Below are 22153 nucleotides of genomic sequence, written 5' to 3'. Positions count from 1 at the left end.
ACTGCGTCGCGGCTTGACCGCCACCTGCACTTCTAAGGTGCATTGCGAACCCGCCGAGATCGTTAAGGTCGTGTCCTCGCTGGCAGATTGAGCAAAGTCTCTCAACGCTAGCCGCAAAGCGGTCGTCCTCCCCAGATCTTAAGTTTGATGGGCGTTTAACACGCCCATAACAGATATCTGGAGAGAGATAGATGAACCATCGCAATTTGCGCACCGCGATGCGCGTCGGCATGTTGCCGGCCGGTATCGCGATCGCACTGGCGCCGGCGTTCGCCAGCGCACAGGAAAGCGGCGAGACCCAGCAGGCGACCAACCTGGACCGCATCGAGGTCACCGGTTCGCGCATCCGCGGCTCCGACATGGAGACGCAGCAGCCGATCATCACGCTGAGCCGCCAGGACATCGAGCGCCAGGGCTTCACGTCGGTTGCCGACGTGCTGCAGAACCTGACCTCCGCCGGCTCGCCGGCCATCGCGCGTTCGGAAGCCCTGGCTTCGGGTGAGAACGTCGGTGGTTACTACGTCGACATCCGCAACCTGGGTGCCACCCGTACGCTGGTGCTGGTCAACGGCAAGCGTCTGGGCGCCACCACGGGCGGCTACCAGGATCTCAGCCAGATTCCGATGTCGGCCATCGACCGCATCGAAGTCCTGAAGGACGGCGCTTCGGCCATCTACGGTTCGGACGCCATCGCGGGCGTGGTCAACGTCATCACCCGCAAGCGCTACGAAGGCGCTGAGGCTTCGGCCTACCTCGGCCAGTACGGCGAAGGCGACGGCGACACGCAGCAGTACTCGTTCACCATGGGTTCCTCGGGCGACCGTGGCGGCGTGACGCTGTCGGTCGAGTACTTCAAGCAGGAGCCGGTCTTCGCCAAGGACCGCGAGTTCTCCAAGTACGGCAACGCCGGTCCGGACTATCCGGGTTCGGGCTGGAGCCCGGTCAGCCAGAACGGCTCGTTCTGCGACCCGTGCTCGCCGACCTCGGCCGCCCGCTGGTGGACGCTGAACGACGGTGGCAACCCGGCCAACCGCGCCGACTACCATGAGATCACTGCCGCCGAGTACGCCAACTCGAACGAGCAGATGTACCTGCAGACCGGTATCGAGCGTCGTTCGGTGTTCGCCAACGCGAACTACGACATCACCGACAACATCACGTTCAACGCGGACATCCTCTACAACCACCGCTCGACGGACCAGCAGATCGCTGGCTATCCGTACCAGTCGGGTTCGTTCGGCACGCCGCTGGACGCTGACAGCGTGTTCAACCCGATGCCGGGCGACACGGCGTTCCGTCGTCGTCTGTGGGAAGTGCCGCGCACGACCCAGAGCGACCTGGAAACCTACCGCTTCGCCGGTGGCTTCAACGGTTACTTCGAACTGGCCGGCCGTGGTTGGGACTGGGACGTCGGCGCGTTGCTGAACCGCAACACCTCGACCCGCAGCTCGCGCGGCGACATGAGCCTGATCGCTTCGCGTCAGGCGCTCGGCCCGTCGTTCATCGACGCCGACGGCGTCGCGCGTTGCGGCACCGCCGCCGACCCGATCGACGGCTGCCTGGCCTGGAACCCGCTGTTGCCGTACGGCGTCGACGGCCCGGGCTCGCTCGCCGATCCGGACCTGCAGAACTTCCTGTTCCCGGTCTTCACCAACACCGGCCTGACCCGCACCACCAGCTACACCGCCAACGTTTCGGGTGGTCTGTTCGACCTGCCGGCCGGTGAAGTCGGCCTGGCCGTGGGCGTCGAGCACCGCAAGGAGCAGGGCCGCTACGTTCCGGACGCGTTCGCGCAGTCGGGCGAGAGCACCGGCCTGGGTGCGACCACGACGGAAGGTTCGTACAACCTCGACGAAATCTACATGGAGCTCAACGTGCCGATCCTGGCCGACGCTCCGTTCGCCAAGGAACTGACGATCAACGTCGCCGGCCGTTACTCGGACTACTCGAACTTCGGTGACACCACCAACGGCAAGTTCGGCTTCACCTGGCGTCCGATCGACGAACTGCTGGTCCGCGGCACCTACGCCGAGGGCTTCCGCGCTCCGACGATCGACAACCTGTACGGCGGCATCGGTACCTCGTTCGAGTCGTACACCGACCCGTGCGGCACCGGCGCGGTCAACAGCGTGAACGGCAATGCGGCGTGTAATGCCGCTGGCGTGCCGGCTGGCTACGTCCAGCTGGGCCAGGGCCTGGTGCCCTGCACGACCTATCCGTGCCAGACGCCGGACCAGTTCATCAGCGGTTCGAACGCTGAACTCCTGCCGGAAACCTCCAAGAGCCGCACCGCCGGCCTGGTGTGGTCGCCGCGTTGGGTCCAGGGTCTGGACATCTCGCTGGACTGGTACCGCTACGAGCTCGAGAACATGATCATCTCGGACTCCGTGGACCGCATCCTGCGCGACTGCTACGTGCTGGGTAACGCCGACCGCTGCAACGGCATCACCCGTGCGGCCGACGGTCACATCTCCTCGCTCTTCTACGGCCTGGCCAACCTGGGCTCGATGGAGACCGAAGGTTTCGACCTCGGCGTGAAGTACCGCCTGCCGGAGCTGTCGTTCGGTCAGTTCACGATCGACTGGCAGAACACCTACACCAGCAAGTACGACGAAGAAGGCGAGAACTCGGACGGCGAGAAGATCATGATCGGCCAGGTCGGCCAGTCGGGCATCTTCCGCCTGCGTTCGAACCTGGGCGTTGACTGGCAGATGGGTGACTTTGGTGCGAACTGGACCGCCCGCTACTACTCGGGCATGAAGGAATCGTGCGTCACGGCCCGTCCGTGCACCTCGCCGGATCATTACGCGAACGGCGAGCCGGACGCGATCCGCGAAGTCGGTTCCAACACGTTCCATGACGTGCAGGTCAACTACAAGACCCCGTGGAACGGTACGGTTGCCGTCGGCGCCAACAACGTGTTCGACCATCAGGGTCCGCTGATGTTCTCGAACTCGTCGTACCGCCACAGCGACTACCCGTACTACGGCGGCTTCGACATCGGTCGCTTCGTGTACATCAAGTACACGCAGCGCTTCTGATAGCGAACGCTCCGAGCAACACCACTACGGCCCCGAAAGGGGCCGTAGTTCTTTCCGGGGCCCGCAACCCGCCGCTTTGCGGAGTCTGGCGCACGGCGCGGCGGACGTTACGATAGCCGCTGACGCTTCGCCCGGATCCGCGATGAAACTGCAGGTGCCCTTCATCCAGTTGCCCATGAGCTTCGACGCCGCCGCGCTCGAGGCGGAAATCGCCGCGCTCGGCGAGGGCCCTTGGAAGCCGCATCCGCAGGGGTTCGCCGGCAATTCGATGCTGCCGCTGGTGGCCGCCGATGGCGATCCCGACAACGAGGCCTTCGCCGGCACGATGCAGCCCACGCCGCACCTGCTGCGCTGCCCGTACCTGACGCAGGTCTTCGCCAGCCTGGGCGCGACGGTCGGTCGCAGCCGGCTGATGCGCCTGTCGGGCCACGCTGAAGTCACGCGTCATGCCGACCAGGGCTACTACTGGGCCGAGCGCGTGCGCGTGCACATTCCCGTCGTCACCCAGCCGACCGTTCGCTTCGAATGCGACAGCGCCGTCATCAACATGGCCGCGGGCGAATGCTGGATCTTCGACACCTGGCGCCAGCATCGCGTGCTCAACGATGCCGTGCAGTCGCGCGTGCACCTGGTGGTGGACACGGTCGGGGGCGGACGCTTCTGGGACCTGGTCAACCACGGCCGCCCGCACGATGCGCCGCGCACCGGCTGGCAGAACGTGCGCATCGCGCCGAAGGCTGGCGAGGTGGCGTCCTTCGCCTGCGAGCGCGTCAACGTGCCCGTCGTGATGAGTCCATGGGAACTCAACGACCACCTCGGCCTGCTCATCGGCGATGCGGTGCCACATCCGAACCTGCCGCAGGTGCGTCAGATCGCGATGCGTTTCTCGCGGCAGTGGCAGGGGCTCTGGTTCGAATTCGGCGAACGCGAGGAAGGCCGCGCGCGTTACGCCGCCGCGCTGCAGCGCTTCCTTGACGACATCCGCGGCCCCAGCCAGCCGATGGTGCTGAAGAACGAGCTGCGCTGGTTCAACGCGCTGATGACGATCGTCGGCAAGTTCGCGGTGAGCGATGCCGCCTCGCAGGCACCGGCCACCGCGGCGCGACAGCGCGAGGTCGGCGACAACGCGTGAGTCCACGTCGCCTGAGACACTGACGCGCACAACGAAAAAGGCCGCCCTTGAGGCGGCCTTTTTGCGCAGCGAAAGCCGACGATCAGAACTTCGGCTTGTCTTCTTCCGCGTTGTAGCGCGCGATGGCGTCGTTGAGGATCGCCTTGGCCTCGGCGGCGCCGCCCCAGCCTTCGATCTTCACCCACTTGCCCTTCTCCAGGTCCTTGTAGTGCTCGAAGAAGTGGCCGATGCGCTCGAGCCAGTGCTTGGACACCTGCTCGATGTCGGTGATGTGCGAATAGCCGCCGAAGATCTTCGGCACCGGCACGGCGATCAGCTTCTCGTCGGAGCCGGCCTCGTCGCTCATCTTCAGCACGCCCACCGGCACGGCGCGGATCACCGAACCGGGCACCAGCGGCAGCGGGAGGATCACCAGCACGTCGGCCGGGTCGCCGTCGCCGCACAGCGTGTGCGGGACGTAGCCGTAGTTGCACGGATAGCGCATCGGCGTGGACAGGATGCGATCGACGAAGATCGCGCCCGAAGCCTTGTCGACCTCGTACTTGACCGGCTCGGCGTCCTTGGGGATTTCGATGATGACGTTGATCTCATCCGGCGGGTTCTTGCCGGTGGGGACGAGGTCCAGGCCCATGCGTTGCTCCGACTGCTGAAGGCCGCGCCAGGACGGCGGGGCGGGGGATTGGGATAGCGGGCCGGTATTTTACGTGTCTGGCTGCTGCGGCGCAGCACCGCGGACCTCCTTATCGCGCCTGCCGGGGCCCGGGGCAAAGAAAAACGGCGGCCGAAAGGCCGCCGTTCCGGTTTCCAGCTGTCCTGGGGCCTTACAGCAGCGGCACCAGCAGCAGCGCCACGATGTTGATGATCTTGATCAGCGGGTTGATCGCCGGACCCGCCGTGTCCTTGTACGGATCGCCGACGGTGTCGCCGGTCACCGCGGCCTTGTGGGCGTCGGAGCCCTTGCCGCCGAAGTTGCCGTCCTCGATGTACTTCTTGGCGTTGTCCCACGCGCCGCCGCCGGTGGTCATCGAGATGGCCACGAACAGGCCGGTGACGATCGTGCCGATGAGCAGGCCGCCCAGCGCCGTCGGTCCCAGCAGCAGGCCGACGACGATCGGGACGATCACCGGCAGCAGCGAGGGCACGATCATTTCCTTGATCGCCGAACGGGTGAGCATGTCGACGGCCTTGTCGTACTCCGGCTTACCCGTGCCTTCCATGATCCCGGGGATCTGGCGGAACTGGCGACGCACTTCCTCCACCACCGCGCCGGCCGCCCGGCCGACGGCTTCCATCGCCATTGCGCCGAACAGGTACGGGATGAGGCCGCCGATCAGCAGGCCGATGATCACGTAGTGGTCGGACAGGTCAAACGCGAACGAACGCCCCGGATTGGCCGCCGACAGGTTGTGCGTGTAGTCGGCGAACAGCACCAGCGCCGCGAGCGCCGCCGAGCCGATCGCGTAACCCTTCGTCACCGCCTTGGTCGTGTTGCCGACGGCGTCGAGCGGGTCGGTGACGTTGCGCACCTCCGGCGGCAGTTCGGCCATCTCCGCAATGCCGCCGGCGTTGTCGGTGATCGGGCCGTATGCATCGAGCGCGACGATCATGCCGGCCATCGACAGCATCGCCGTGGCGGCGATCGCGATGCCGTACAGGCCGCCGAGATGGAACGCGAGCCAGATCGCGACGCACACCGCGACGACCGGCAGCGCGGTCGACTTCATCGACACGCCCAGGCCCGCGATGATGTTGGTGCCGTGGCCGGTGGTGGACGCGGCGGCGACGTGGCGCACCGGCTTGTACTGCGTGCCGGTGTAGTACTCGGTGATCCACACGATCGCGCCGGTGAGCGCCAGGCCGATGAGCGCGCAACCGTAGAGGTTCATGGCGCCGTGCGTGTTGTCGCTCATCAGTTGCGTGGTGATCGGATAGAACGCGATCGCCGCGAGCACCGCCGACACGATCACGCCCTTGTACAGCGCGCCCATGATCGAACCGCCAGCCTTCACTTTCACGAAGAACGCGCCGATGATCGAGGCGATGATCGACACGCCGCCGAGCACCAGCGGATACAGCACCGCGTTGCGTCCGGCTTCGGCGAGCATCAGGCCGCCGAGCAGCATCGTCGCGATCACCGTGACGGCGTAGGTTTCGAACAGGTCCGCCGCCATGCCCGCGCAGTCGCCGACGTTGTCGCCCACGTTGTCGGCGATGACCGCGGGATTGCGCGGATCGTCTTCGGGGATGCCGGCTTCGACCTTGCCGACGAGATCGGCGCCGACGTCGGCACCCTTGGTGAAGATACCGCCGCCCAGTCGCGCGAAGATCGAGATCAGCGACGAACCGAACGCCAGGCCGACCAGCGCATGCAAGGCGTGTTCGCCGGTGAAGCCCATGCGCTGCAGCACGAGGTAGTAACCGGCCACGCCGAGCAGGCCGAGGCCGACGACGAGCATGCCGGTGATCGCGCCGCCGCGGAACGCGACGTCCATCGCCTGGCTCATGCCCTTGCGCGCGGCTTCTGCCGTGCGCACGTTCGCGCGCACCGACACGTTCATGCCGATATAGCCCGCCGCACCCGAGAGCACCGCGCCGAGCAGGAAACCCACTGCCGTGGCCCAGCCGAGGAAGAAGCCGATGAGGACGAACAGGACGACGCCCGCGATCGCGATGGTCGTGTATTGCCGATTGAGGTAGGCGCGCGCGCCTTCCTGGATCGCGCCGGCGATCTGCTGCATTCGTTCGTTGCCGGCGGGTTGTGCGCCGATCCAGCGCGCGGAGATGATCCCGTAGAGGATCGCGATGACGGCGCATACCAGCGCCAGAACCAAACCGTACTGCTCCAGCATGAATCCCTCCCCGTAGAAGTGGAAACACCAGGAAAACGAGTACTGCGCAATCGAATTGTGAGCTGCGCGGGTCGTGGGCCACCGCGACAACGGCCCGACTATCGCACAGGCCGCAGGCCCGACGCACGCTGTAGACGCAGCATTCAGCGCACCCGTGCCAGCCTGCGGTCCCCGTCACGGAAAGGGATTCCCGCCGCCATGCGAGTGTCGCCGCTCCTTCTCCTGCTCTTCACGCTGCCGGCGCTGGCAGCCACTCCCAAGACCGATGCGAAGGCCGATGCGAAGCCGGAAATCGCGCGCGGTCCGGTCCAACCGCAGGCGCAGGGCGCCGTGCACACGCTGCGGCAGATTCCCGAAGCCTGCGCGCGACTGGAAGGCATGTTCACCGGACAGGCCGACGATCCGTATGCGTTCACCGTGGTGCGCATTTCGCCGCAGTGCCAGCCGCGCGCACGTTTCGTCGATGCGGCGAAGGCGAAGCCCACCGAAAACGGATGGGTGCTCAACGACCTCATCCGCGTGCCCAACGCCGCATGTCCGTCGCAGCAGGCCGTCGTGCACATCTGGCGGAAGCCGGTGGACAAGACGGCGAAGCTCGACGGCCAGGGACAGCAGCGCATCTACCTGGAAGAGCAGTCGCAAAAGGCGAAGGCCGGCAAGCTCGACGCGATCCCGATGTATGCCGCGCAGATGCAGGTCGAGGGCAAGGCCTGCGCGCGCTGATCCATTTGCGAAGCCCGAATCGCAGATGCACGAAGGGGCCGCATGCGGCCCCTTCGCTCTGTTGCAGTGGATGCCTTACTTCGCGAGCTTGAGCTTGCCCGACATCGACACGAACGTCGCTTCGTCCGACGGCGACAGGTTCGGGCGACCGGCGACGATGCCCATGCCGAGCGAGCCGAGCACGTAGTAGGTTTCGCCGGCTTCGACTTCCATCGTCAGCACGTCCTTGGTCTCGCCATGCACGTTGTATTCGTGCTTGCCCGGCTCGACGTTGGCGACGAAGTACTTGCCGCTGCGCAGCTTGCCCAGCTCGTTCTCGCCTTCGCGCACCTTGAAGCCGATGGCGGCACCGACGAACTTCGACTCGCGGAAGAACACGATCTGCGCCTTGTCCGCAGGTGCGGCCTGGATGAGCGTGTTCGCCGTGGCGGCCGGCGCGGTGGTGGTGGCCGTCGTGGCCGTGGCGGCGTCGCCCTCGTTCGCGATGGCGAAGGCCGGAACCAGCAGCAGCGAGAGGATGGCGGTGCGGGACAACATGGAACGCATTCGATCTACTCCTTGATGTGGGACGCGTTGTCCGCGTCGGTGGTGCGTGGGGTTTCCTGCGCCGGTGCGGTCGCTTCGGCGACCACCGGCGACGTATGTACGGCGCGTGCGGGATCCAGGTCGTGCGCGAGCTTGGCCATGGCGTGCGTGCCGGCGGGGATCTCGATCTCCCGGCCGCGCACGAACAGTCCGAACGGGCCGGCGACCATCGACGTGGCCAGCGAGGCGTTGATGTTGTCCTTGCCGCGCGCGGCGAGTTTCATCGCGCGCAGCGGCAGCGGGCCGTCGGGGAGGTCGAGGAAGCGCGCCGCGAGCAGCAGCTCGCCCGGCTTTCCGCCGGCGCGCGAGGTCTGCGCATGAACCACCTCGCCGACCCCCGGCGTGCCGGCGGGCACGATCACCACGCCATCGCGCATCAGCGGTGCAGCGAGTCGCAGCTGGAAGCGGTCGCCGATCTTGTGGGTATCGGAGCCGACGGGTTCGGCGAGCTCGACTTCGACCTGCTGTCCGGCGCACAGCGCCTGGCACGCGGGCGCGGGAGTCGTCGCGGGTTGGGCAGCGGGCGTAGGCAGCACATCCGTGGGTGCCGGTGCATCCGCCGTTTGCGCGAACACATGCCCGGCGGCCATTACGGCCACCAGTGCGAGCTGCCATCTCATCCCTGTCCCCTGTTGCGCCGCGGAGGTTCCGCCTGCGCAGGGGAAGCTAACTGAACGGCGCTATTCCGCCAAGGGCGGCAGCTTCTTCTCGACCAGCGTCTGCTTCAGCGACACGTACTTCGGCAGGCCGTCGCGCCCGTACGGCGGCGGCGCTTCGCCGCGGATCAGCGGTTCCAGGTACCGCCGTGCCGGCGCGGTGATGCCGTAACCGTCGGCGCGGATGAAGTCGTCGGGCATCTTCTTTTCGTGGTTGGCGATCTGCGACAGCGGCGCGGCTTCGACCTTCCAGCGATACGGCATGTCGGACGTGCGCACGATCACCGGCATCACCGAGTTCATGCCCTTCAGCGCGAACTCCACCGCCTTGCGGCCCACCGCCTGCGCCTGGTCGAGATCGGTCTTCGACGCGAGATGGCGCGCCGAACGCTGCAGGTAATCGGGCAGGGCCCAGTGCACCTTGTAGCCGAGCGCGTCCTTCACCCGGCCCGCGAGGAACGACGCCACGCCACCGAGCTGCGTATGGCCGAAGGAATCCTCGCCGCCGCCGGCATCGGCGACGAACTTGCCGTCGGCCGTCTGGATGCCTTCGCTGGCGACGACGACGCAATAGCCGACGCGCTCGACGGTGGCCTTCACCTTCGCGAAGAAGTCGGCTTCGTCGTAAGGACGTTCGGGGAAGAGGATGAGATGCGGCGCGGCGTCCTCGCCGTTGCCGGCCAGCCCCGCGGCGGCGGCGATCCAGCCGGCGTGGCGGCCCATCGCCTCGTAGACGAAGACCTTCGTCGACGTATCGGCCATCGCCGCGACATCCAGCGCGCACTCGCGCACCGACACCGCGGTGAACTTGGCGACCGAACCGAAGCCCGGGCAGCAGTCGGTCACGGCCAGGTCGTTGTCGACCGTCTTCGGCACGCCGACGCAGGTCAGCGGGTAATCGAATTCGGCGGCGAGCTGCGAGACCTTCAGCGCGGTGTCGGCCGAATCGTTGCCACCGTTGTAGAGGAACCAGCGCACGTCGTGGGCGCGGAAGACCTCCAGCAGGCGTTCGTACTTCGCCCGGTCCTGATCGAGCGATTTCAGCTTCACCCGGCACGAGCCGAACGCGCCGCCGGGCGTGTGGGCGAGCGATCGGATCACGCCCGCCGGCTCCTTCGAGGTGTCGATCAGCTCTTCGCGAAGCACGCCCAGGATGCCGTTGCGGCCGGCGAGCACGCGGACCTTGTGCGCGCGGGCGGTCTGGATCACGGCCGAGGCGGTGGCGTTGATGACGGCGGTGACACCGCCCGACTGCGCGTAAAGCAGGGTTCCGGAGGGCATGTCCAATTCCTGGTCCGTGGGCGGATCGGGTGAGGGAGGCTGGGCAGGATGCGGTAAAGTGACCGCGAATTTGCCCGCCGGGGCAGGCTGCTGCGAGTGTAGCGCCGGTCGGCGGGCGGCGATCCCGGACCCGGTCCGGCGTGCGCCGGCCCCAGCGGCACCCCGATTTTTCCGTTCTAGGAGTGATGTTGATGCGATTGGTACTTCTGGGCGCGCCCGGCTCCGGCAAGGGCACGCAGGCCGCGCGACTCAAGGACCATCTGCAGGTCCCGCACATTTCGACCGGCGACCTGCTTCGCGCCGAAGTGGCCGCGGGCAGCAAGCTGGGTCTGGAAGCGAAGGAAATCATGGCCTCGGGCAACCTCGTCAGCGACGAGATCCTGCTGGGCATGCTGGAAGACCGCTTCTCGCGCGACGACACGAAGGGCGGCTTCATCCTCGATGGCTACCCGCGCAACCTCGCGCAGGCCGCGGCGCTGGACCAGCTGCTGCAGCGCATCGGACAGCCGATGGATTACGCGGTGCAGCTGGAAGTGCCGACCGAGATGCTCGTCGAGCGCATCGCCGGCCGCGCCAAGGCCGAAGGCCGCGCGGACGACAGCCCGGAATCGGTGCGCCGTCGCCTGCAGGTCTACAACGACCAGACCGCGCCGGTCGTCGATTTCTACCGCCAGCACGGCCAGCTGACTGTCGTGAACGGCGTGGGCTCGCTGGACGACGTGTTCACCCGGATCGTCGAGGCGCTTGCGCCGGCGAAAGAAGTCGGGTGATTTGATTCAAGCCCCTCTCCCGCTTGCGGGAGAGGGGTTGGGGTGAGGGCAAACCGCCGATGCGCTTCGATCGAAGTCACTGGCCAACCTCCCTCACCCCTTGCCCTCTCCCGCAGGCGGGAGAGGGGGAGTGATGGCCGAGCGGTGCACACTCCGGTTTGCCGTGCCGCCACCCTCCAGGAAGTCTCGATCTTGAAGATCCATATCCTTGGCATCGCCGGAACCTTCATGGGCGGTGTCGCCGCGCTCGCGCGCGAACTCGGTCACGACGTCGAAGGCAGCGACCAGGCGGTGTACCCGCCGATGTCCACGCAGCTGGAAAACCTCGGCATCGCGCTGAAGCAGGGCTACACGCCCGACTACATCTCGGCCGATTGCGAACAGATCGTCGTCGGCAACGCGCTCTCGCGCGGCAACGCAGCGGTGGAGCAGGTGCTCGACGACGGCCGCCGCTACACGTCCGGCGCGCAGTGGCTCAGCGAGAACCTGCTGCCCGGCCGCGACACGCTCGCCGTCGCCGGCACGCACGGCAAGACGACCACCACAACCATCCTGACTTACCTGCTGCAGGCGGCCGGTCGCGAACCAGGCTTCCTGATCGGCGGCGTCGCGGAAGACTTCGGTGTGTCCGCGCGCGTGGGGCAGGGCCGCGAATTCGTGGTCGAAGCCGACGAGTACGACACCGCGTTCTTCGACAAGCGCAGCAAGTTCGTGCACTACCGCCCGCTGGTCGCGATCCTCAACAACCTCGAATACGACCACGCCGACATCTTCCCGGACGTGGCCGCCATCCAGCGCCAGTTCCACCACCTCGTGCGCACCGTGCCGCGCCGCGGTCGCCTGATCGTCAACGGCGAGGACGCGCACCTGGCCGAAGTGCTGGCGATGGGGTGCTGGACGCCGGTCGAAACCTTCGGCCTGGATGCGAGCCAGATCCCCGCATCCGCCGGCGAACGCAGCCACGGCGACCGCGCCGACGACCGCAGCGTCGCGCGCGCCGCATTCGACTGGACCGCGCGCCTGATCGAACAGGACGGCAGCCGCTTCGCCGTCGTGCATCGAGGCGCGGAACTGGGCGAAGTGACGTGGCCGCTGCTTGGCCGCCACAACGTGATGAACGCGCTGGCCGCGCTGGCCGCGGCGAACGCGGTCGGCGTCGACGTGGCCGGCGTGCTCGGCGCGCTGTCGGAGTTCCGCAGCGTGAAGCGCCGGCTGGAAGTGATCGGCCAGGCGCAGGGCGTCACCATCTACGACGACTTCGCGCACCATCCGACCGCGATCGCCACCACGCTGGCCGGCCTGCGCGCGAAGGTCGGCGATGCGCGGATCGTGGTCGCGATGGAACCGCGCAGCAATTCGATGCGCCTGGGCGCGCATTCCGATGCGCTGGCGCCGTCGCTCGACCTCGCCGACACGGTGGTGTTCCTGCATCGTCCGGAACTGGCGTGGGATGCCGGCAAGGTCGTGTCCGCGCTGCGGCACGAAGGCGTTGCTGTGCCCGACGCCGACGCGCTGATCGCCGCGTTGCGCGAACGCGTGCGCGACGGCGACCACGTCGTGTTCATGTCCAATGGCGGCTTCGACGGCGCACCGCGCCGCTTCTTCGCCGTGCTCAAGGACGCCGCCGCGCGCTGACGCGGCGCGCGGCCTTCGCGTCGCGGGCACCGGATCGGCCCTACACTGGCCGCGATGTCAGACGACGCCATGCCGCAACCGCTGGGGCTGTTTCCGCTGCACACCGTGCTGGTTCCCGGCGCGGCGCTCGGGTTGCGCGTGTTCGAACCGCGTTACCTCGACCTCGTCCGCGATTGCACCCGCGCCGGCCGCGGCTTCGGCGTCTGCCTGATCATCGACGGCGAGGAAGCGGGCGCGCCGGCGAGCGCGGCCGCATACGGCACCGAGGCGGTGATCGAGGACTTCGACCGCGGCGAGGACGGCCTGCTCACGCTGCAGGTGCGCGGCACGCGCCGCTTCCATGCGCACCGCGTGCGCGTTCGCGACAACGGCCTGCAGGTGGCGGACGTGAACTGGTGCGATCCCGACCCCGACGATCCGCTGCGGCCCGAGCACGGGCTGCTCGGAAAGTTGCTGGAACAGATCGTGGAGCAGATCGGCGGCGAACACGCCAAGGCGCCGCACTCGCGCTTCGACGATGCGGCCTGGGTCGGCTGGCGCCTCGCCGAGCTGCTGCCGCTGGAAAACGCGCAACGGCAGGTGCTGCTCCAGACCGACGATCCGCACGCGCGGCTCGACCGGCTTCTGGCGCTACTTCCCTGACGCGTTTGCCGGCGTCATCGTGCGCACGCGCAGCACGGGCGTGTCGCCGTGCGGATGCGCGTCCTCGGCGATGTCCAGGTCCTTCAGCGCCTCGCGCACCATCGCGTGCGCGCGCCCGTCGTCGCTGACCGGCAACCAGAGCGCTGCCACGGCGAGCGGCTTGTTCAGGCGCAACGTCTGACTCGTGCCGATCCACAGCGGCGTGCCGTCGTCGAGGCGTACCGGCGCGCGCCACAGGCGCAGCACGAACTCTTCGTTCTCGCTTCCGCCCGGATGCACCATCAGGAGCGTTTCGGCCTGCGCGTCGAGCGTGGCCGGCAGCACGGGCTGCTCGCTTGCCGAGGTGTCGTCGTCGAGCAGGCCCAGCGTCGCGATCCAGTCCGCCTGCGGCTGCACGTGCCAGCCGCGTGCTTCGAGGCGCGCGCGCAGCGGGTCGAGCGAGCCGGCGACCTGCACGTCCAGCGGCCAGCGACGGCGCTGGTCGCGTTCGTTGCGCTGCGCCGGCAGCTCGCTCCATCCCTCGCGCCACCACGCCTCGGCACTCATCAACGACGTCGGAGTCGCGGCGGCGAAGCGCGCGAGCAGCGTGTCGGCGGTGCGCGGTGCATGCCACAGCGCGGCGATGGCGAAGGTGCCGTAGAACAGCCACGCCAGCGGGCGCATCCAGAACGAACGCTGCACGTGCCGGCGATAGGCGATGCCCAGCGCCAGCAGCCACAGCACGCCGAACAGCGTGCCCCCGACGAGGTCGCTGGGCCAATGCGCGCCCAGGTACAGGCGCGAGAACGCGACCAGCGTGGTGATCACGCCCGCGAGCAGGTACGGCCACACGCGCGTGCGGCCGGGCAACTCGCGCGCGATGAGCACTGCGAAGAAGCCGAACACGATGGTCGACATCGTCACGGCCACCGACGGGAAGCCGAAGCCGGCCGGCGCGGTCGGCGGACGCGGCATGTCGATCACCGCTTCCAGCAACGACGTGAACACCAGCCCGAACACGATCGCCGCGGCGAAATGCGCCGCCGCCATCCAGCGCTTGCGCCACAGCAGGTAGGCCAGCGCGACCAGCACCGCCGGGCCGAGCACGGAGGCATCGCCGATGCAGGCGAGCGCGGCCATCAGGCGGTCGGCGAGCGGGTTGCGCAGGCTCCACATGAAGTCGTGGATGGTGTGGTCCAGCGCCAGCGGCCCCCCGCTGGCCAGCAGCGAGGCGACCAGCGTGAACCACGCCCAGCTGATCGCCAGCAGGCACACGGCAAGCATCAGCAGCGACGGGGATTCGGGCCGGTTCGGATCGATCAGCGCGGCCGCGTACGGCCCCAGCCGCGGATGCTGGCGCGTCCAGCGCAGGGCGCGCGCGAGCAGAATGTCGGCGTGGTCGGCGAACCATCGCCACGTGTACAGCACCATCGCCCAGACCAGTGCTACCGCGACCGCCAGTGCGCCGAGCACCAGCGCGAGGCGATCGGCCACCGCGGCGACCGCGTCGTAGGACCGCCCCAGCACCCAGCCGGGCGCGAGGAACAGCGCCGACCACGCAATGCAGGCGACCAGGCTCGGAAGGGCGTAGCGCCGCAGCGGCATGTGCAGCATGCCGGCGATGGCGGGTACGAACGGCCGCACCGCGCCGACGAAGCGCGCGATGAAAATGCTCTTCACGCCATGGCGGCGGAACATCGCCTCGCCGCGATCGAGCCACTGCGGATACCGCGAGAACGGCCATCGCGATCGCAACTGCGGGCCCCATCGGTGGCCGACCCAGTAGCTCAGGGCGTCGCCGATGAAGGCGCCGAGCGTTGCGCACACCAGCGCATACGGGCCGCTGATGTGGCCCAGGCCCACCAGCGCGCCGACCGCGAACAGCAGCGGCAGCGCCGGCACGACGATGCCCAGCAGCACCACGGCGTCGCAGAAGGCGATGAGGAAGATGACGGCGCCGGCGGCGACGGGGTGCTCCGCGATCCATGTGGTCGCGCTTTCGATCCAGGCCGGTTCCATCGGGCGATTATAGGCAGCGCGTCCATGACGACGCGATGGCGACGGTCACGGTGACGATCGGCATCCGCGGGGAGAACCCTCGGCCGTCCGCGAATCGCGATTCCGTACACTGGCGCGATGTCTTCATCATCCGACGACGCCATCGAAGTCCAGGCGCTCAAGGCCGACAGCTTCGGCCGCATCGCGCTCATGCGCGACGACCGCGGCCTGTTCGTGCGTCGTGACCTTCGCCATGTGCCGCTGTGGCTGCGCGTTTCCGCGTGGTGGCTCGCGCGGCGCGAGGCGCGCGCGCTGCAGCAGGTCCGCGGCCTGCACGACGTGCCGCAGCTGCTGGGCTGGGACGGGCGACGGCTCGACCGCAGCTACATGGACGGCGCGGCGATGTACCAGCGCCCGCCGCATGGCGATCTCGCGTATTTCCGTCGCGCGCGCCGCCTGCTGCAGCAACTCCATCGGCGCGGACTGGCGCACAACGACTTGGCGAAGGAGGCCAACTGGCTCGTGCTCGCCGACGGCAGGCCCGGGATCATCGACTTCCAGCTCGCCGCGCGCGGGCAGCCGCGTTCGCGCTGGATGCGGCTGCTCGCACGCGAGGACCTGCGCCATCTGCTGAAGCACAAGCGCACGTATTGCCCGCACGCGCTGACGCCGGTGGAGCGGCGCGTGCTCAAGCGCCATTCGTGGCTGCGCGAGGCGTGGTTCGCCACGGGAAAGCCGGTCTACCGGTTCGTGACGCGGCGCATCCTGAAATGGGAAGACAACGAAGGCCAGGGGCCCAAGCCGTGACCTTCCGGCCATAATCGCGGCCATCGGCGCGCCTAAGGCGCGTGCAACGTAGGAGACGCGCCATGCGCACCCTGTCCGGAAAAACGCTCTTCATCACCGGCGCCTCGCGCGGCATCGGCCGCGCCATCGCGCTGCGGGCCGCGCGCGACGGCGCCAACGTCGTGATCGTCGCGAAGTCGTCGGTTCCCAATCCGAAACTGCCCGGCACGATCCATACCGTCGCCGAGGAAGTGATTGCCGCCGGCGGCAAGGCGCTGGCGATCAAGTGCGACATCCGCGAGGAAGACGAGGTTCGCGCTGCTGTCGCCGCGACGGTCGACGCGTTCGGCGGCATCGACATCCTGGTCAACAACGCCAGCGCGATCTGGTTGCGCGGCACGCTCGACACGCCGATGAAGCGCTTCGACCTGATGCAACAGGTCAACGCGCGCGGCACGTTCCTGTGTTCGCAGGCCTGTCTGCCGCACCTGCTGAAGGCCGCAGATCCGCACATCCTGTCGCTCGCGCCGCCGCTGAACCTGGATCCGAAATGGTGGGCGCCGCACACCGGCTACACGCTGGCGAAGATGGGCATGAGCTTCGTGACGCTGGGCCTGGCCGCGGAGTTCGGTCCGCAAGGCGTGGCGATCAATGCGCTGTGGCCTCGCACGGTGATCGCCACCGACGCGATCAACATGATTCCCGGTGTCCGCCCCGAACTCTGCCGCACGCCGGAGATCGTCGCCGACGCCGCGCACGTCGTACTGACGCAGCCGTCCGGAGGCTACTCGGGCCAGTTCCTGATCGACGACGACGTGCTTTCCGCCGCCGGCGTCACCGACTTCAGCGGGTACGCCGTCGATCCGGACGCGAAGCATCTGCTGCCGGACCTGTTCCTCAACGACGCGCAGCTCGCGCGGCCGCCGCGCTGAGTCTCATCCCGTGGCCGACGGCAGCGTAGTGCCGCAGTGGCGGCAGAAGTGCGCGGCCGGATCGTGGCCTTCCAGCCCGCAGCCCGTGCAGCCGCGGCGATCGAGCCGGCTCGCGTCGCCGCTCGCCTCGCGCAGGCTGCTGGCCAGTTCCGCGGTGTAGATGCCGGTCGGCACGGCGATGATGCTGTAGCCGATGAGGATCAGCAGCGACGTGATGAAGCGCCCCAGCGTGGTCTGCGGCGCGATGTCGCCGAAGCCGACCGTCGCCATCGTCACCACGGCCCAGTACATGCTCGTCGGGATGCTGGAAAAGCCGTGTTCCGGGCCTTCGACGACGTACATCAGCGCACCGAAGATCACGGTGATGGTCATCACCGCGCATACGAAGACGAAGATCTTGCGGCGGCTGCGCCATAGCGCACCGACCAGCACGCCGCCTTCCTCGACGTAGTGCGTGAGCTTGAGGATGCGGAACAACCGCAGCATGCGCAGGATGCGCAACGCCAGCAGGCTCTGGCTGCCGGGCAGCAGCACCGACAGGTACGTCGGCAGGATCGATGCCAGGTCGACCAGGCCCCACAGGCTGATCGCGTACCGCCACGGATTGCGCAGCACAGCCAGGCGCAGCGCGTACTCGGCGGTGAACAGCAGCGTGAATCCCCACTCCAGCCCGTGCAGCAGGGCGCCGTGGCGTGCGTGGATGCGCGCCACGCTGTCGAGCATGATCACCACGACACTGACCAGGATCGCCGCGATCAGCACCAGGTCGAAGTTGCGCGAACGCCGCGTGTCATGGCGGAACACGATGTCGAACCAGCGGCGACGCCAGCCGGATTCGGTGGCCGGCTGGAGCTGCGGATCCATCAGCAAGGGCATGGGCGTCCTCCTGCGGCGATTGTGCGAAGTCCCTCGTGCACGGCGTGGCAAGCCGCGCGCCGGGTCCGGATCAGCGACAATGTCGCTTTCCATTCCCCACTCCCGTTGCCATGACCGCCTCGTCGTCCGACCTGTTCTCGCTGTCCGAACGCTACTACCTGCCGGTCTACCGGCCGCGCCGGATCGTGCTCGACCACGGTCGCGGCGCGCGCGTGTGGGATCGCGACGGTCGTGAGTACGTGGATTTCGGCGCCGGCATCGCGGTGAACGCGCTCGGCCACGCGCATCCGCCGCTGGTCGCGGCGCTGACCGAGCAGGCGGGCAAGCTCTGGCATACGTCCAACGTGTTCGTCAGCGAACCGCCGCTGCGGCTGGCCGAAGAGCTCGTCACCGCTTCGCGTTTCGCGCAGCGCGTGTTCTTCTGCAATTCCGGCGCCGAGGCGAACGAAGCGGCGATCAAGCTCGCGCGCAAGTGGGCAGCATCGCAGGGCCGTGCACCGGCGCAGCGCGGCATCCTCACGTTCCGCGGCAGCTTCCATGGCCGCACGCTCGCGGCCGTCACGGCCGGTGCGCAGCCGAAGTATCACGAAGGGTTCGAGCCCCTGCCGCCGGGCTTCGTCTACAGCGATTTCAACGATCTGGCCGCGGCGGAAGCCGCAATGGCGTCGGGCAGTGTGTGCGCCGTGCTGGTCGAACCGGTGCAGGGCGAGGGCGGCGTGACACCGGCGACGGCGGAATTCCTGCTCGGCCTGCGCGCGCTGTGCGACCGATTCGACGCGCTGCTGATGCTCGACGAGATCCAGTGCGGCATGGGCCGGACGGGCCATCTGTTCGCGTGCCATGCCTATGGCGTGACGCCGGACGTGGTGACGCTGGCGAAGGCGCTGGGCAGCGGTTTTCCGATCGGCGCGATGCTGGTGGGCGAGAAGGCCGCAGAAACGATGCAGTTCGGCGCGCACGGCACGACCTTCGGCGGAAACCCGCTCGCCGCCGCGGTGGCACGCGCGGCGCTGGCGGAGTTGTCATCGCCGCAGCTGCTCGCAAACGTGACGCGCCAATCGCAGGCGATTCGCGATGCGCTGGTTGAACTCGACGCGGAACTGGGCCTGTTCTCCGAAATCCGCGGCATGGGCCTGATGCTCGGCGCGCAGCTGCGCGAAGCGCATGCGGGCAAGGCCGGGGCGATCCTCGATATCGCCTGCGACCACGGCCTGCTGTTGCTGCAGGCCGGACCGGATGTGCTGCGTTTCGTGCCGGCGTTGAACATCGGCGATGACGACATTGCCGAAGGTCTGCAGCGCCTGCGTTCGTCGCTGCGCGCGTTCGTCGCGAACGCAGGCTGATCCGGACGTAACGCCTGCAAGCAGAAATCCCCGCTGACGCGGGGATTTTTTGTTTAGCGAATCTCAGCCGAGTTCGGCGAACGACGCGCGCGCCGCGTCGATCGTGTGCGCGATCTCCGCATCGCCATGCACGCTCGAGACGAAGCCGGCTTCGAACGCCGACGGCGCCAGGTACACGCCGCGGCCCAGCATCGCGTGGAAGAAGCGGTTGAAACGCGCGGTGTCCGATGCCTTGGCGTCCTCGAACGTTTCCACCGGACCTTCGCGGAAATACAGGCCGAACATGCCCGGCGCGCGCGTGGTGGTGAACGCGATGCCAGCATCGCGCGCGGCGGCTTCGAGGCCGTCGCACAGCACGTGTGTGCGGCGCTCCAGTTCCGTGTGGAAACCCGGGACCTGGATCAGGTCAAGCGTCGCAAGACCCGCGGCCATCGCCACCGGATTGCCGCTCAGCGTGCCGGCCTGGTAGATCGGGCCGCTCGGTGCGATCTGCTCCATCAGGTCGCGACGGCCGCCGTACGCGCCCACCGGCATGCCGCCGCCGATGATCTTGCCGAACGTCGACAGGTCCGGCGTGATGCCGTAGAGCGCCTGCGCGCCGCCGAGCGCGACACGGAAACCGGTCATCACCTCGTCGAAGATCAGCAGCGCGCCGTGCTTGGTGCACAGTTCGCGCAGGTGTTTCAGGTAGCCATCGCGCGGCAGGATGCAGTTCGCGTTGCCGACGATGGGTTCGATGATCAGGCCCGCGATTTCGCTGCCGATTTCGTCGAACAGCTTCGTGGCCGCGTCGAAATCGTTGTACGGGATCGTCGAGGTCAGGTCGGCCAGCGCCGACGGGACGCCCGGGGAATTCGGCAGGCCCAGCGTCATCACGCCGCTGCCGGCCTTCACCAGGAAGCTGTCGCCGTGGCCGTGGTAGCAGCCTTCGAACTTCACGATGCGCGTGCGCCCGGTGGCGCCGCGGGCGACGCGGATCGCCGACAGCGTCGCTTCGGTGCCCGAGTTCACCATGCGCACCATCTCGCAGCTCGGCACGATCTGCGCGATGCGCTCGGCCATCGTCACTTCCAGCGCGTTGGGCACGCCGAAGCTGAGGCCGTTGACCATCGTTTCGGAAACGGCGGCGAGCACCTGCGGATGCGCGTGGCCGGCGATCATCGGGCCCCACGAGCCGACGTAATCGACGTAGCGGTTGCCGTCGACGTCGACGATGTACGCTCCTTGTGCGCTCTGCGCGAAGAACGGTTCGCCGCCGACCGACTTGAAGGCGCGCACCGGCGAGTTCACGCCGCCGGGAATGAGTTCGCGGGCGCGGGAAAACAGGGCATGCGAGCGTTCGTGGTTCATGGCGTGGAAATGTCCGTCGTGGAAGGGGAATGCGCAGGCCGCGCATCGAAGCAGTCGAGATAGGCGCGTGCGGCCGCCGCGGGATCGGTGGCGTCGAACACGCCGGAAATCACGGCGAGCAGGTCGGCGCCCGCCTCGACCAGCGGGCGCGCATTGTCTGGCGTGATCCCGCCGATCGCCACGCGCGGCAGGCCGAGCGGCGCGCTGTCGCGCAGCAGCTCGGGCGTCGCGCGCCGCGCATTGGGTTTGGTCGGCGAGGTAAAAAACGCCCCGAACGCGATGTAGCTGGCGCCGGATGCGGCGGCCAGGCGTGCGAGTTCGGGATCGTCGTAGCACGAGGCGCCGATGATCGCCGCCTCGCCCAGCGCCGCGCGGGCAGCGGCCAGCTCGCCGTCGTCCTCGCCCAGGTGCGCGCCGTCAGCGCCGATCGCCGCGGCTAGGCGCCAGTCGTCGTTCACGAGCAGCGGCACGCCGTGGCGGCGGCATAGCGCCAGGAGCTCGCGGGCCTGAGTGGCACGGAGGGCCCCGTCCGCGGCCTTGTTTCGGTACTGCAGCCAGGTGGCGCCGGCAGCCAGGATCACCTCCACACGGGCCAGGAGGCGGTCGGTGTCGGTTTCGTCGGGCGTGATGGCGTAGAGGCCGCGCGGCGGCCAGGGCGGATTCATGCGGGAAGCTTCCGTGGGCGCGGGCGCGGTGGGACAATGCGCGTTCCCGCAAAGCCCGCATTATCCGCCCATGTCCGAGATCGCTGCGACCACCACGTTCCGCACCTGGATGTGCGTCGTCTGCGGCTTCATCTACGACGAAGCCCTGGGCCTGCCGGAAGAGGGCATTGCCCCGGGCACCCGCTGGGAGGACGTCCCGGACACCTGGACGTGCCCGGACTGCGGCGTCACCAAGGACGATTTCGAGATGATGCCGCTCTGAGGCGGCTCATGGGGCGGTTCAGGGCTTCACGAGGCCCGGGCTGAACGTGAGTTCCGCGCCGTCCTGCAGCTTCAGCCGCGCCGCCTGGCCGGCGTTGAGTTCGAGCACGTAACGCGCCGGCGCGTCGCTGGGATACGGCGGGCAGCGGTCGCCCAGCGAGCAGGGCGGCACGTCCCGCTGCTGCGAGACGAGCTTGCGGGCCGAATCGAAGTAGAGGATGTCCAGCGGGATCTTCGTGTTCTTCATCCAGTAGGCGAGCGGCTCCTGGCGCTCGTGGATGAAGAGCATTCCGCGATCGGCGGCCATTTCATCGCGGAACATGAGGCCGCGCTCGCGTTCGGCTTCATCATCGGCCACTTCCACCGCATAGCGCTGGCCGCCCAGCTCGACCCAGGCGTCGGCGCCACTGGCGCAACCGGACAGGGCGAGGCCACAGCAGACGAACAGCAGTCGGAAGGCGGTCATACGTGGCTCCAGGCGCTAGGAACAAGGAAGACCGGAACATCCGGCAACGCCTTTCGCGAGTCAATGAAAAAACATTCGACGCACCCCTTCCCAAAGCCCCAGCGCATGTGCACAATGCGCGCCCCGCCGAGGTGAATCACTGACGCGGGACGCGGTTGAAGCGGCGGTTTTCGAAGGGCGGTT

20 protein-coding genes are annotated in these 22153 nt (G+C 68.0%); 10 read left to right on the top strand and 10 right to left on the bottom strand.

Features of this window, described 5'->3' with window-relative positions:
* Positions 1-191 precede the first annotated feature (191 nt).
* Both DX912_RS16170 and DX912_RS16165 read left to right on the top strand, forming a co-directional pair.
* Positions 192-3041, top strand: coding sequence for a TonB-dependent receptor plug domain-containing protein (locus tag DX912_RS16170; RefSeq protein WP_181902867.1), 2850 nt, complete (start codon positions 192-194; stop codon positions 3039-3041).
* 142 nt (positions 3042-3183) lie between these two features.
* Complete coding sequence (locus DX912_RS16165; protein ID WP_115844178.1) at positions 3184-4173, top strand: aspartyl/asparaginyl beta-hydroxylase domain-containing protein; 990 nt, start codon at positions 3184-3186, stop codon at positions 4171-4173.
* Positions 4174-4255: 82 nt separating this feature from the next.
* Here DX912_RS16165 and ppa read toward each other — a convergent pair whose 3' ends face one another.
* The gene (gene ppa, locus DX912_RS16160) at positions 4256-4804 is read right to left on the bottom strand and encodes an inorganic diphosphatase (RefSeq protein WP_115844176.1); all 549 of its coding nucleotides are present in this window, start codon (positions 4802-4804) and stop codon (positions 4256-4258) included.
* A 190-nt stretch (positions 4805-4994) separates the two neighbouring features.
* Positions 4995-7022 (bottom strand): sodium-translocating pyrophosphatase, encoded by a 2028-nt coding sequence (locus tag DX912_RS16155; RefSeq protein WP_115844174.1) that lies wholly within the window; start codon positions 7020-7022, stop codon positions 4995-4997.
* Between the two features lie 204 nt (positions 7023-7226).
* On the opposite strand from DX912_RS16155, the gene DX912_RS16150 reads away from it, so the two are divergent.
* Positions 7227-7745 carry a hypothetical protein gene (locus DX912_RS16150; RefSeq protein WP_425477961.1) on the top strand — a complete coding sequence of 173 codons (519 nt, stop codon included), beginning with the start codon at positions 7227-7229 and terminating at the stop codon, positions 7743-7745.
* Positions 7746-7820: 75 nt separating this feature from the next.
* On the opposite strand, the gene DX912_RS16145 is transcribed toward DX912_RS16150, so the two are convergent.
* Genes DX912_RS16145 through DX912_RS16135 form a run of 3 tightly spaced genes read right to left on the bottom strand, consistent with a single transcriptional unit; the run spans position 7821 to position 10267 of the window.
* On the bottom strand, positions 7821-8282 hold the full coding sequence (locus DX912_RS16145) for a DUF2846 domain-containing protein (RefSeq protein ID WP_147298665.1): 462 nt from the start codon (positions 8280-8282) through the stop codon (positions 7821-7823).
* A gap of 14 nt (positions 8283-8296) precedes the next feature.
* Complete coding sequence (locus DX912_RS16140) at positions 8297-8950, bottom strand: hypothetical protein (protein ID WP_147298664.1); 654 nt, start codon at positions 8948-8950, stop codon at positions 8297-8299.
* A gap of 60 nt (positions 8951-9010) precedes the next feature.
* Positions 9011-10267 (bottom strand): 6-phosphofructokinase, encoded by a 1257-nt coding sequence (locus tag DX912_RS16135; protein ID WP_115844165.1) that lies wholly within the window; start codon positions 10265-10267, stop codon positions 9011-9013.
* A 191-nt stretch (positions 10268-10458) separates the two neighbouring features.
* Here DX912_RS16135 and DX912_RS16130 point away from each other — a divergent pair, with 191 nt between their 5' ends.
* From DX912_RS16130 to DX912_RS16120, 3 genes are all read left to right on the top strand, one after another.
* On the top strand, positions 10459-11037 hold the full coding sequence (locus DX912_RS16130; RefSeq protein WP_115844278.1) for an adenylate kinase: 579 nt from the start codon (positions 10459-10461) through the stop codon (positions 11035-11037).
* Between the two features lie 228 nt (positions 11038-11265).
* A complete protein-coding gene (locus tag DX912_RS16125; protein ID WP_233433628.1) occupies positions 11266-12672 on the top strand; it encodes a Mur ligase family protein in 1407 nt (468 codons plus the stop codon).
* 54 nt (positions 12673-12726) lie between these two features.
* The gene (locus DX912_RS16120) at positions 12727-13314 is read left to right on the top strand and encodes an LON peptidase substrate-binding domain-containing protein (protein WP_232338459.1); all 588 of its coding nucleotides are present in this window, start codon (positions 12727-12729) and stop codon (positions 13312-13314) included.
* On the opposite strand, the gene DX912_RS16115 is transcribed toward DX912_RS16120, so the two are convergent.
* Positions 13303-15312, bottom strand: coding sequence for a bifunctional DedA family/phosphatase PAP2 family protein (locus DX912_RS16115; protein WP_115844161.1), 2010 nt, complete (start codon positions 15310-15312; stop codon positions 13303-13305). The two genes, DX912_RS16120 and DX912_RS16115, sit on opposite strands and share 12 nt — an antisense overlap.
* A 117-nt stretch (positions 15313-15429) precedes the next feature.
* Here DX912_RS16115 and DX912_RS16110 point away from each other — a divergent pair, with 117 nt between their 5' ends.
* Together DX912_RS16110 and DX912_RS16105 are read left to right on the top strand one after the other, a co-directional pair.
* Positions 15430-16098, top strand: a complete 669-nt coding sequence (locus DX912_RS16110; protein ID WP_115844159.1) for a protein kinase family protein — start codon at positions 15430-15432, stop codon at positions 16096-16098.
* A gap of 62 nt (positions 16099-16160) precedes the next feature.
* Positions 16161-17009, top strand: a complete 849-nt coding sequence (locus DX912_RS16105) for an SDR family oxidoreductase (RefSeq protein ID WP_115844157.1) — start codon at positions 16161-16163, stop codon at positions 17007-17009.
* Between the two features lie 3 nt (positions 17010-17012).
* On the opposite strand, the gene DX912_RS16100 is transcribed toward DX912_RS16105, so the two are convergent.
* Complete coding sequence (locus tag DX912_RS16100; RefSeq protein ID WP_115844155.1) at positions 17013-17885, bottom strand: ion transporter; 873 nt, start codon at positions 17883-17885, stop codon at positions 17013-17015.
* A 110-nt stretch (positions 17886-17995) separates the two neighbouring features.
* On the opposite strand from DX912_RS16100, the gene DX912_RS16095 reads away from it, so the two are divergent.
* Complete coding sequence (locus DX912_RS16095; RefSeq protein WP_115844153.1) at positions 17996-19228, top strand: acetylornithine/succinyldiaminopimelate transaminase; 1233 nt, start codon at positions 17996-17998, stop codon at positions 19226-19228.
* Between the two features lie 63 nt (positions 19229-19291).
* On the opposite strand, the gene hemL is transcribed toward DX912_RS16095, so the two are convergent.
* Together hemL and thiE are read right to left on the bottom strand one after the other, a co-directional pair.
* A complete protein-coding gene (gene hemL, locus DX912_RS16090) occupies positions 19292-20578 on the bottom strand; it encodes a glutamate-1-semialdehyde 2,1-aminomutase (RefSeq protein WP_115844151.1) in 1287 nt (428 codons plus the stop codon).
* The gene (thiE, locus tag DX912_RS16085; protein WP_115844149.1) at positions 20575-21243 is read right to left on the bottom strand and encodes a thiamine phosphate synthase; all 669 of its coding nucleotides are present in this window, start codon (positions 21241-21243) and stop codon (positions 20575-20577) included. The genes hemL and thiE overlap by 4 nt, the downstream gene beginning before the upstream one ends.
* 70 nt (positions 21244-21313) lie before the next feature.
* Here thiE and DX912_RS16080 point away from each other — a divergent pair, with 70 nt between their 5' ends.
* Positions 21314-21505: a rubredoxin gene (locus DX912_RS16080; RefSeq protein WP_115844147.1), complete on the top strand. Its 192-nt coding sequence runs from the start codon at positions 21314-21316 to the stop codon at positions 21503-21505.
* Positions 21506-21523: 18 nt separating this feature from the next.
* Here DX912_RS16080 and DX912_RS16075 read toward each other — a convergent pair whose 3' ends face one another.
* Positions 21524-21970, bottom strand: a complete 447-nt coding sequence (locus tag DX912_RS16075; protein WP_115844145.1) for a DUF192 domain-containing protein — start codon at positions 21968-21970, stop codon at positions 21524-21526.
* Positions 21971-22153 lie beyond the last annotated feature (183 nt).

The organism is Lysobacter soli, from assembly GCF_003382285.1.
GTDB classification, from domain to species: domain Bacteria; phylum Pseudomonadota; class Gammaproteobacteria; order Xanthomonadales; family Xanthomonadaceae; genus Lysobacter_J; species Lysobacter_J soli.
The sequence above is the reverse complement of the archived record's forward strand: the minus strand, read 5'-3'. Positions and strand labels throughout refer to the sequence as shown.

What these genes read in the sequence shown, in the direction of transcription:
- DX912_RS16170 (WP_181902867.1), top strand. Translation starts at nt 192, where the DNA reads ATGAACCATCGCAATTTGCGCACCGCGATGCGCGTCGGCATGTTGCCG.
- DX912_RS16165 (WP_115844178.1), top strand. Translation starts at nt 3,184, where the DNA reads ATGAAACTGCAGGTGCCCTTCATCCAGTTGCCCATGAGCTTCGACGCC.
- ppa (WP_115844176.1), bottom strand. Translation starts at nt 4,804, where the DNA reads ATGGGCCTGGACCTCGTCCCCACCGGCAAGAACCCGCCGGATGAGATC.
- DX912_RS16155 (WP_115844174.1), bottom strand. Translation starts at nt 7,022, where the DNA reads ATGCTGGAGCAGTACGGTTTGGTTCTGGCGCTGGTATGCGCCGTCATC.
- DX912_RS16145 (WP_147298665.1), bottom strand. Translation starts at nt 8,282, where the DNA reads ATGTTGTCCCGCACCGCCATCCTCTCGCTGCTGCTGGTTCCGGCCTTC.
- DX912_RS16140 (WP_147298664.1), bottom strand. Translation starts at nt 8,950, where the DNA reads ATGAGATGGCAGCTCGCACTGGTGGCCGTAATGGCCGCCGGGCATGTG.
- DX912_RS16135 (WP_115844165.1), bottom strand. Translation starts at nt 10,267, where the DNA reads ATGCCCTCCGGAACCCTGCTTTACGCGCAGTCGGGCGGTGTCACCGCC.
- DX912_RS16130 (WP_115844278.1), top strand. Translation starts at nt 10,459, where the DNA reads ATGCGATTGGTACTTCTGGGCGCGCCCGGCTCCGGCAAGGGCACGCAG.
- DX912_RS16125 (WP_233433628.1), top strand. Translation starts at nt 11,266, where the DNA reads ATGGGCGGTGTCGCCGCGCTCGCGCGCGAACTCGGTCACGACGTCGAA.
- DX912_RS16120 (WP_232338459.1), top strand. Translation starts at nt 12,727, where the DNA reads ATGTCAGACGACGCCATGCCGCAACCGCTGGGGCTGTTTCCGCTGCAC.
- DX912_RS16115 (WP_115844161.1), bottom strand. Translation starts at nt 15,312, where the DNA reads ATGGAACCGGCCTGGATCGAAAGCGCGACCACATGGATCGCGGAGCAC.
- DX912_RS16110 (WP_115844159.1), top strand. Translation starts at nt 15,430, where the DNA reads ATGTCTTCATCATCCGACGACGCCATCGAAGTCCAGGCGCTCAAGGCC.
- DX912_RS16105 (WP_115844157.1), top strand. Translation starts at nt 16,161, where the DNA reads ATGCGCACCCTGTCCGGAAAAACGCTCTTCATCACCGGCGCCTCGCGC.
- DX912_RS16100 (WP_115844155.1), bottom strand. Translation starts at nt 17,885, where the DNA reads ATGCCCTTGCTGATGGATCCGCAGCTCCAGCCGGCCACCGAATCCGGC.
- DX912_RS16095 (WP_115844153.1), top strand. Translation starts at nt 17,996, where the DNA reads ATGACCGCCTCGTCGTCCGACCTGTTCTCGCTGTCCGAACGCTACTAC.
- hemL (WP_115844151.1), bottom strand. Translation starts at nt 20,578, where the DNA reads ATGAACCACGAACGCTCGCATGCCCTGTTTTCCCGCGCCCGCGAACTC.
- thiE (WP_115844149.1), bottom strand. Translation starts at nt 21,243, where the DNA reads ATGAATCCGCCCTGGCCGCCGCGCGGCCTCTACGCCATCACGCCCGAC.
- DX912_RS16080 (WP_115844147.1), top strand. Translation starts at nt 21,314, where the DNA reads ATGTCCGAGATCGCTGCGACCACCACGTTCCGCACCTGGATGTGCGTC.
- DX912_RS16075 (WP_115844145.1), bottom strand. Translation starts at nt 21,970, where the DNA reads ATGACCGCCTTCCGACTGCTGTTCGTCTGCTGTGGCCTCGCCCTGTCC.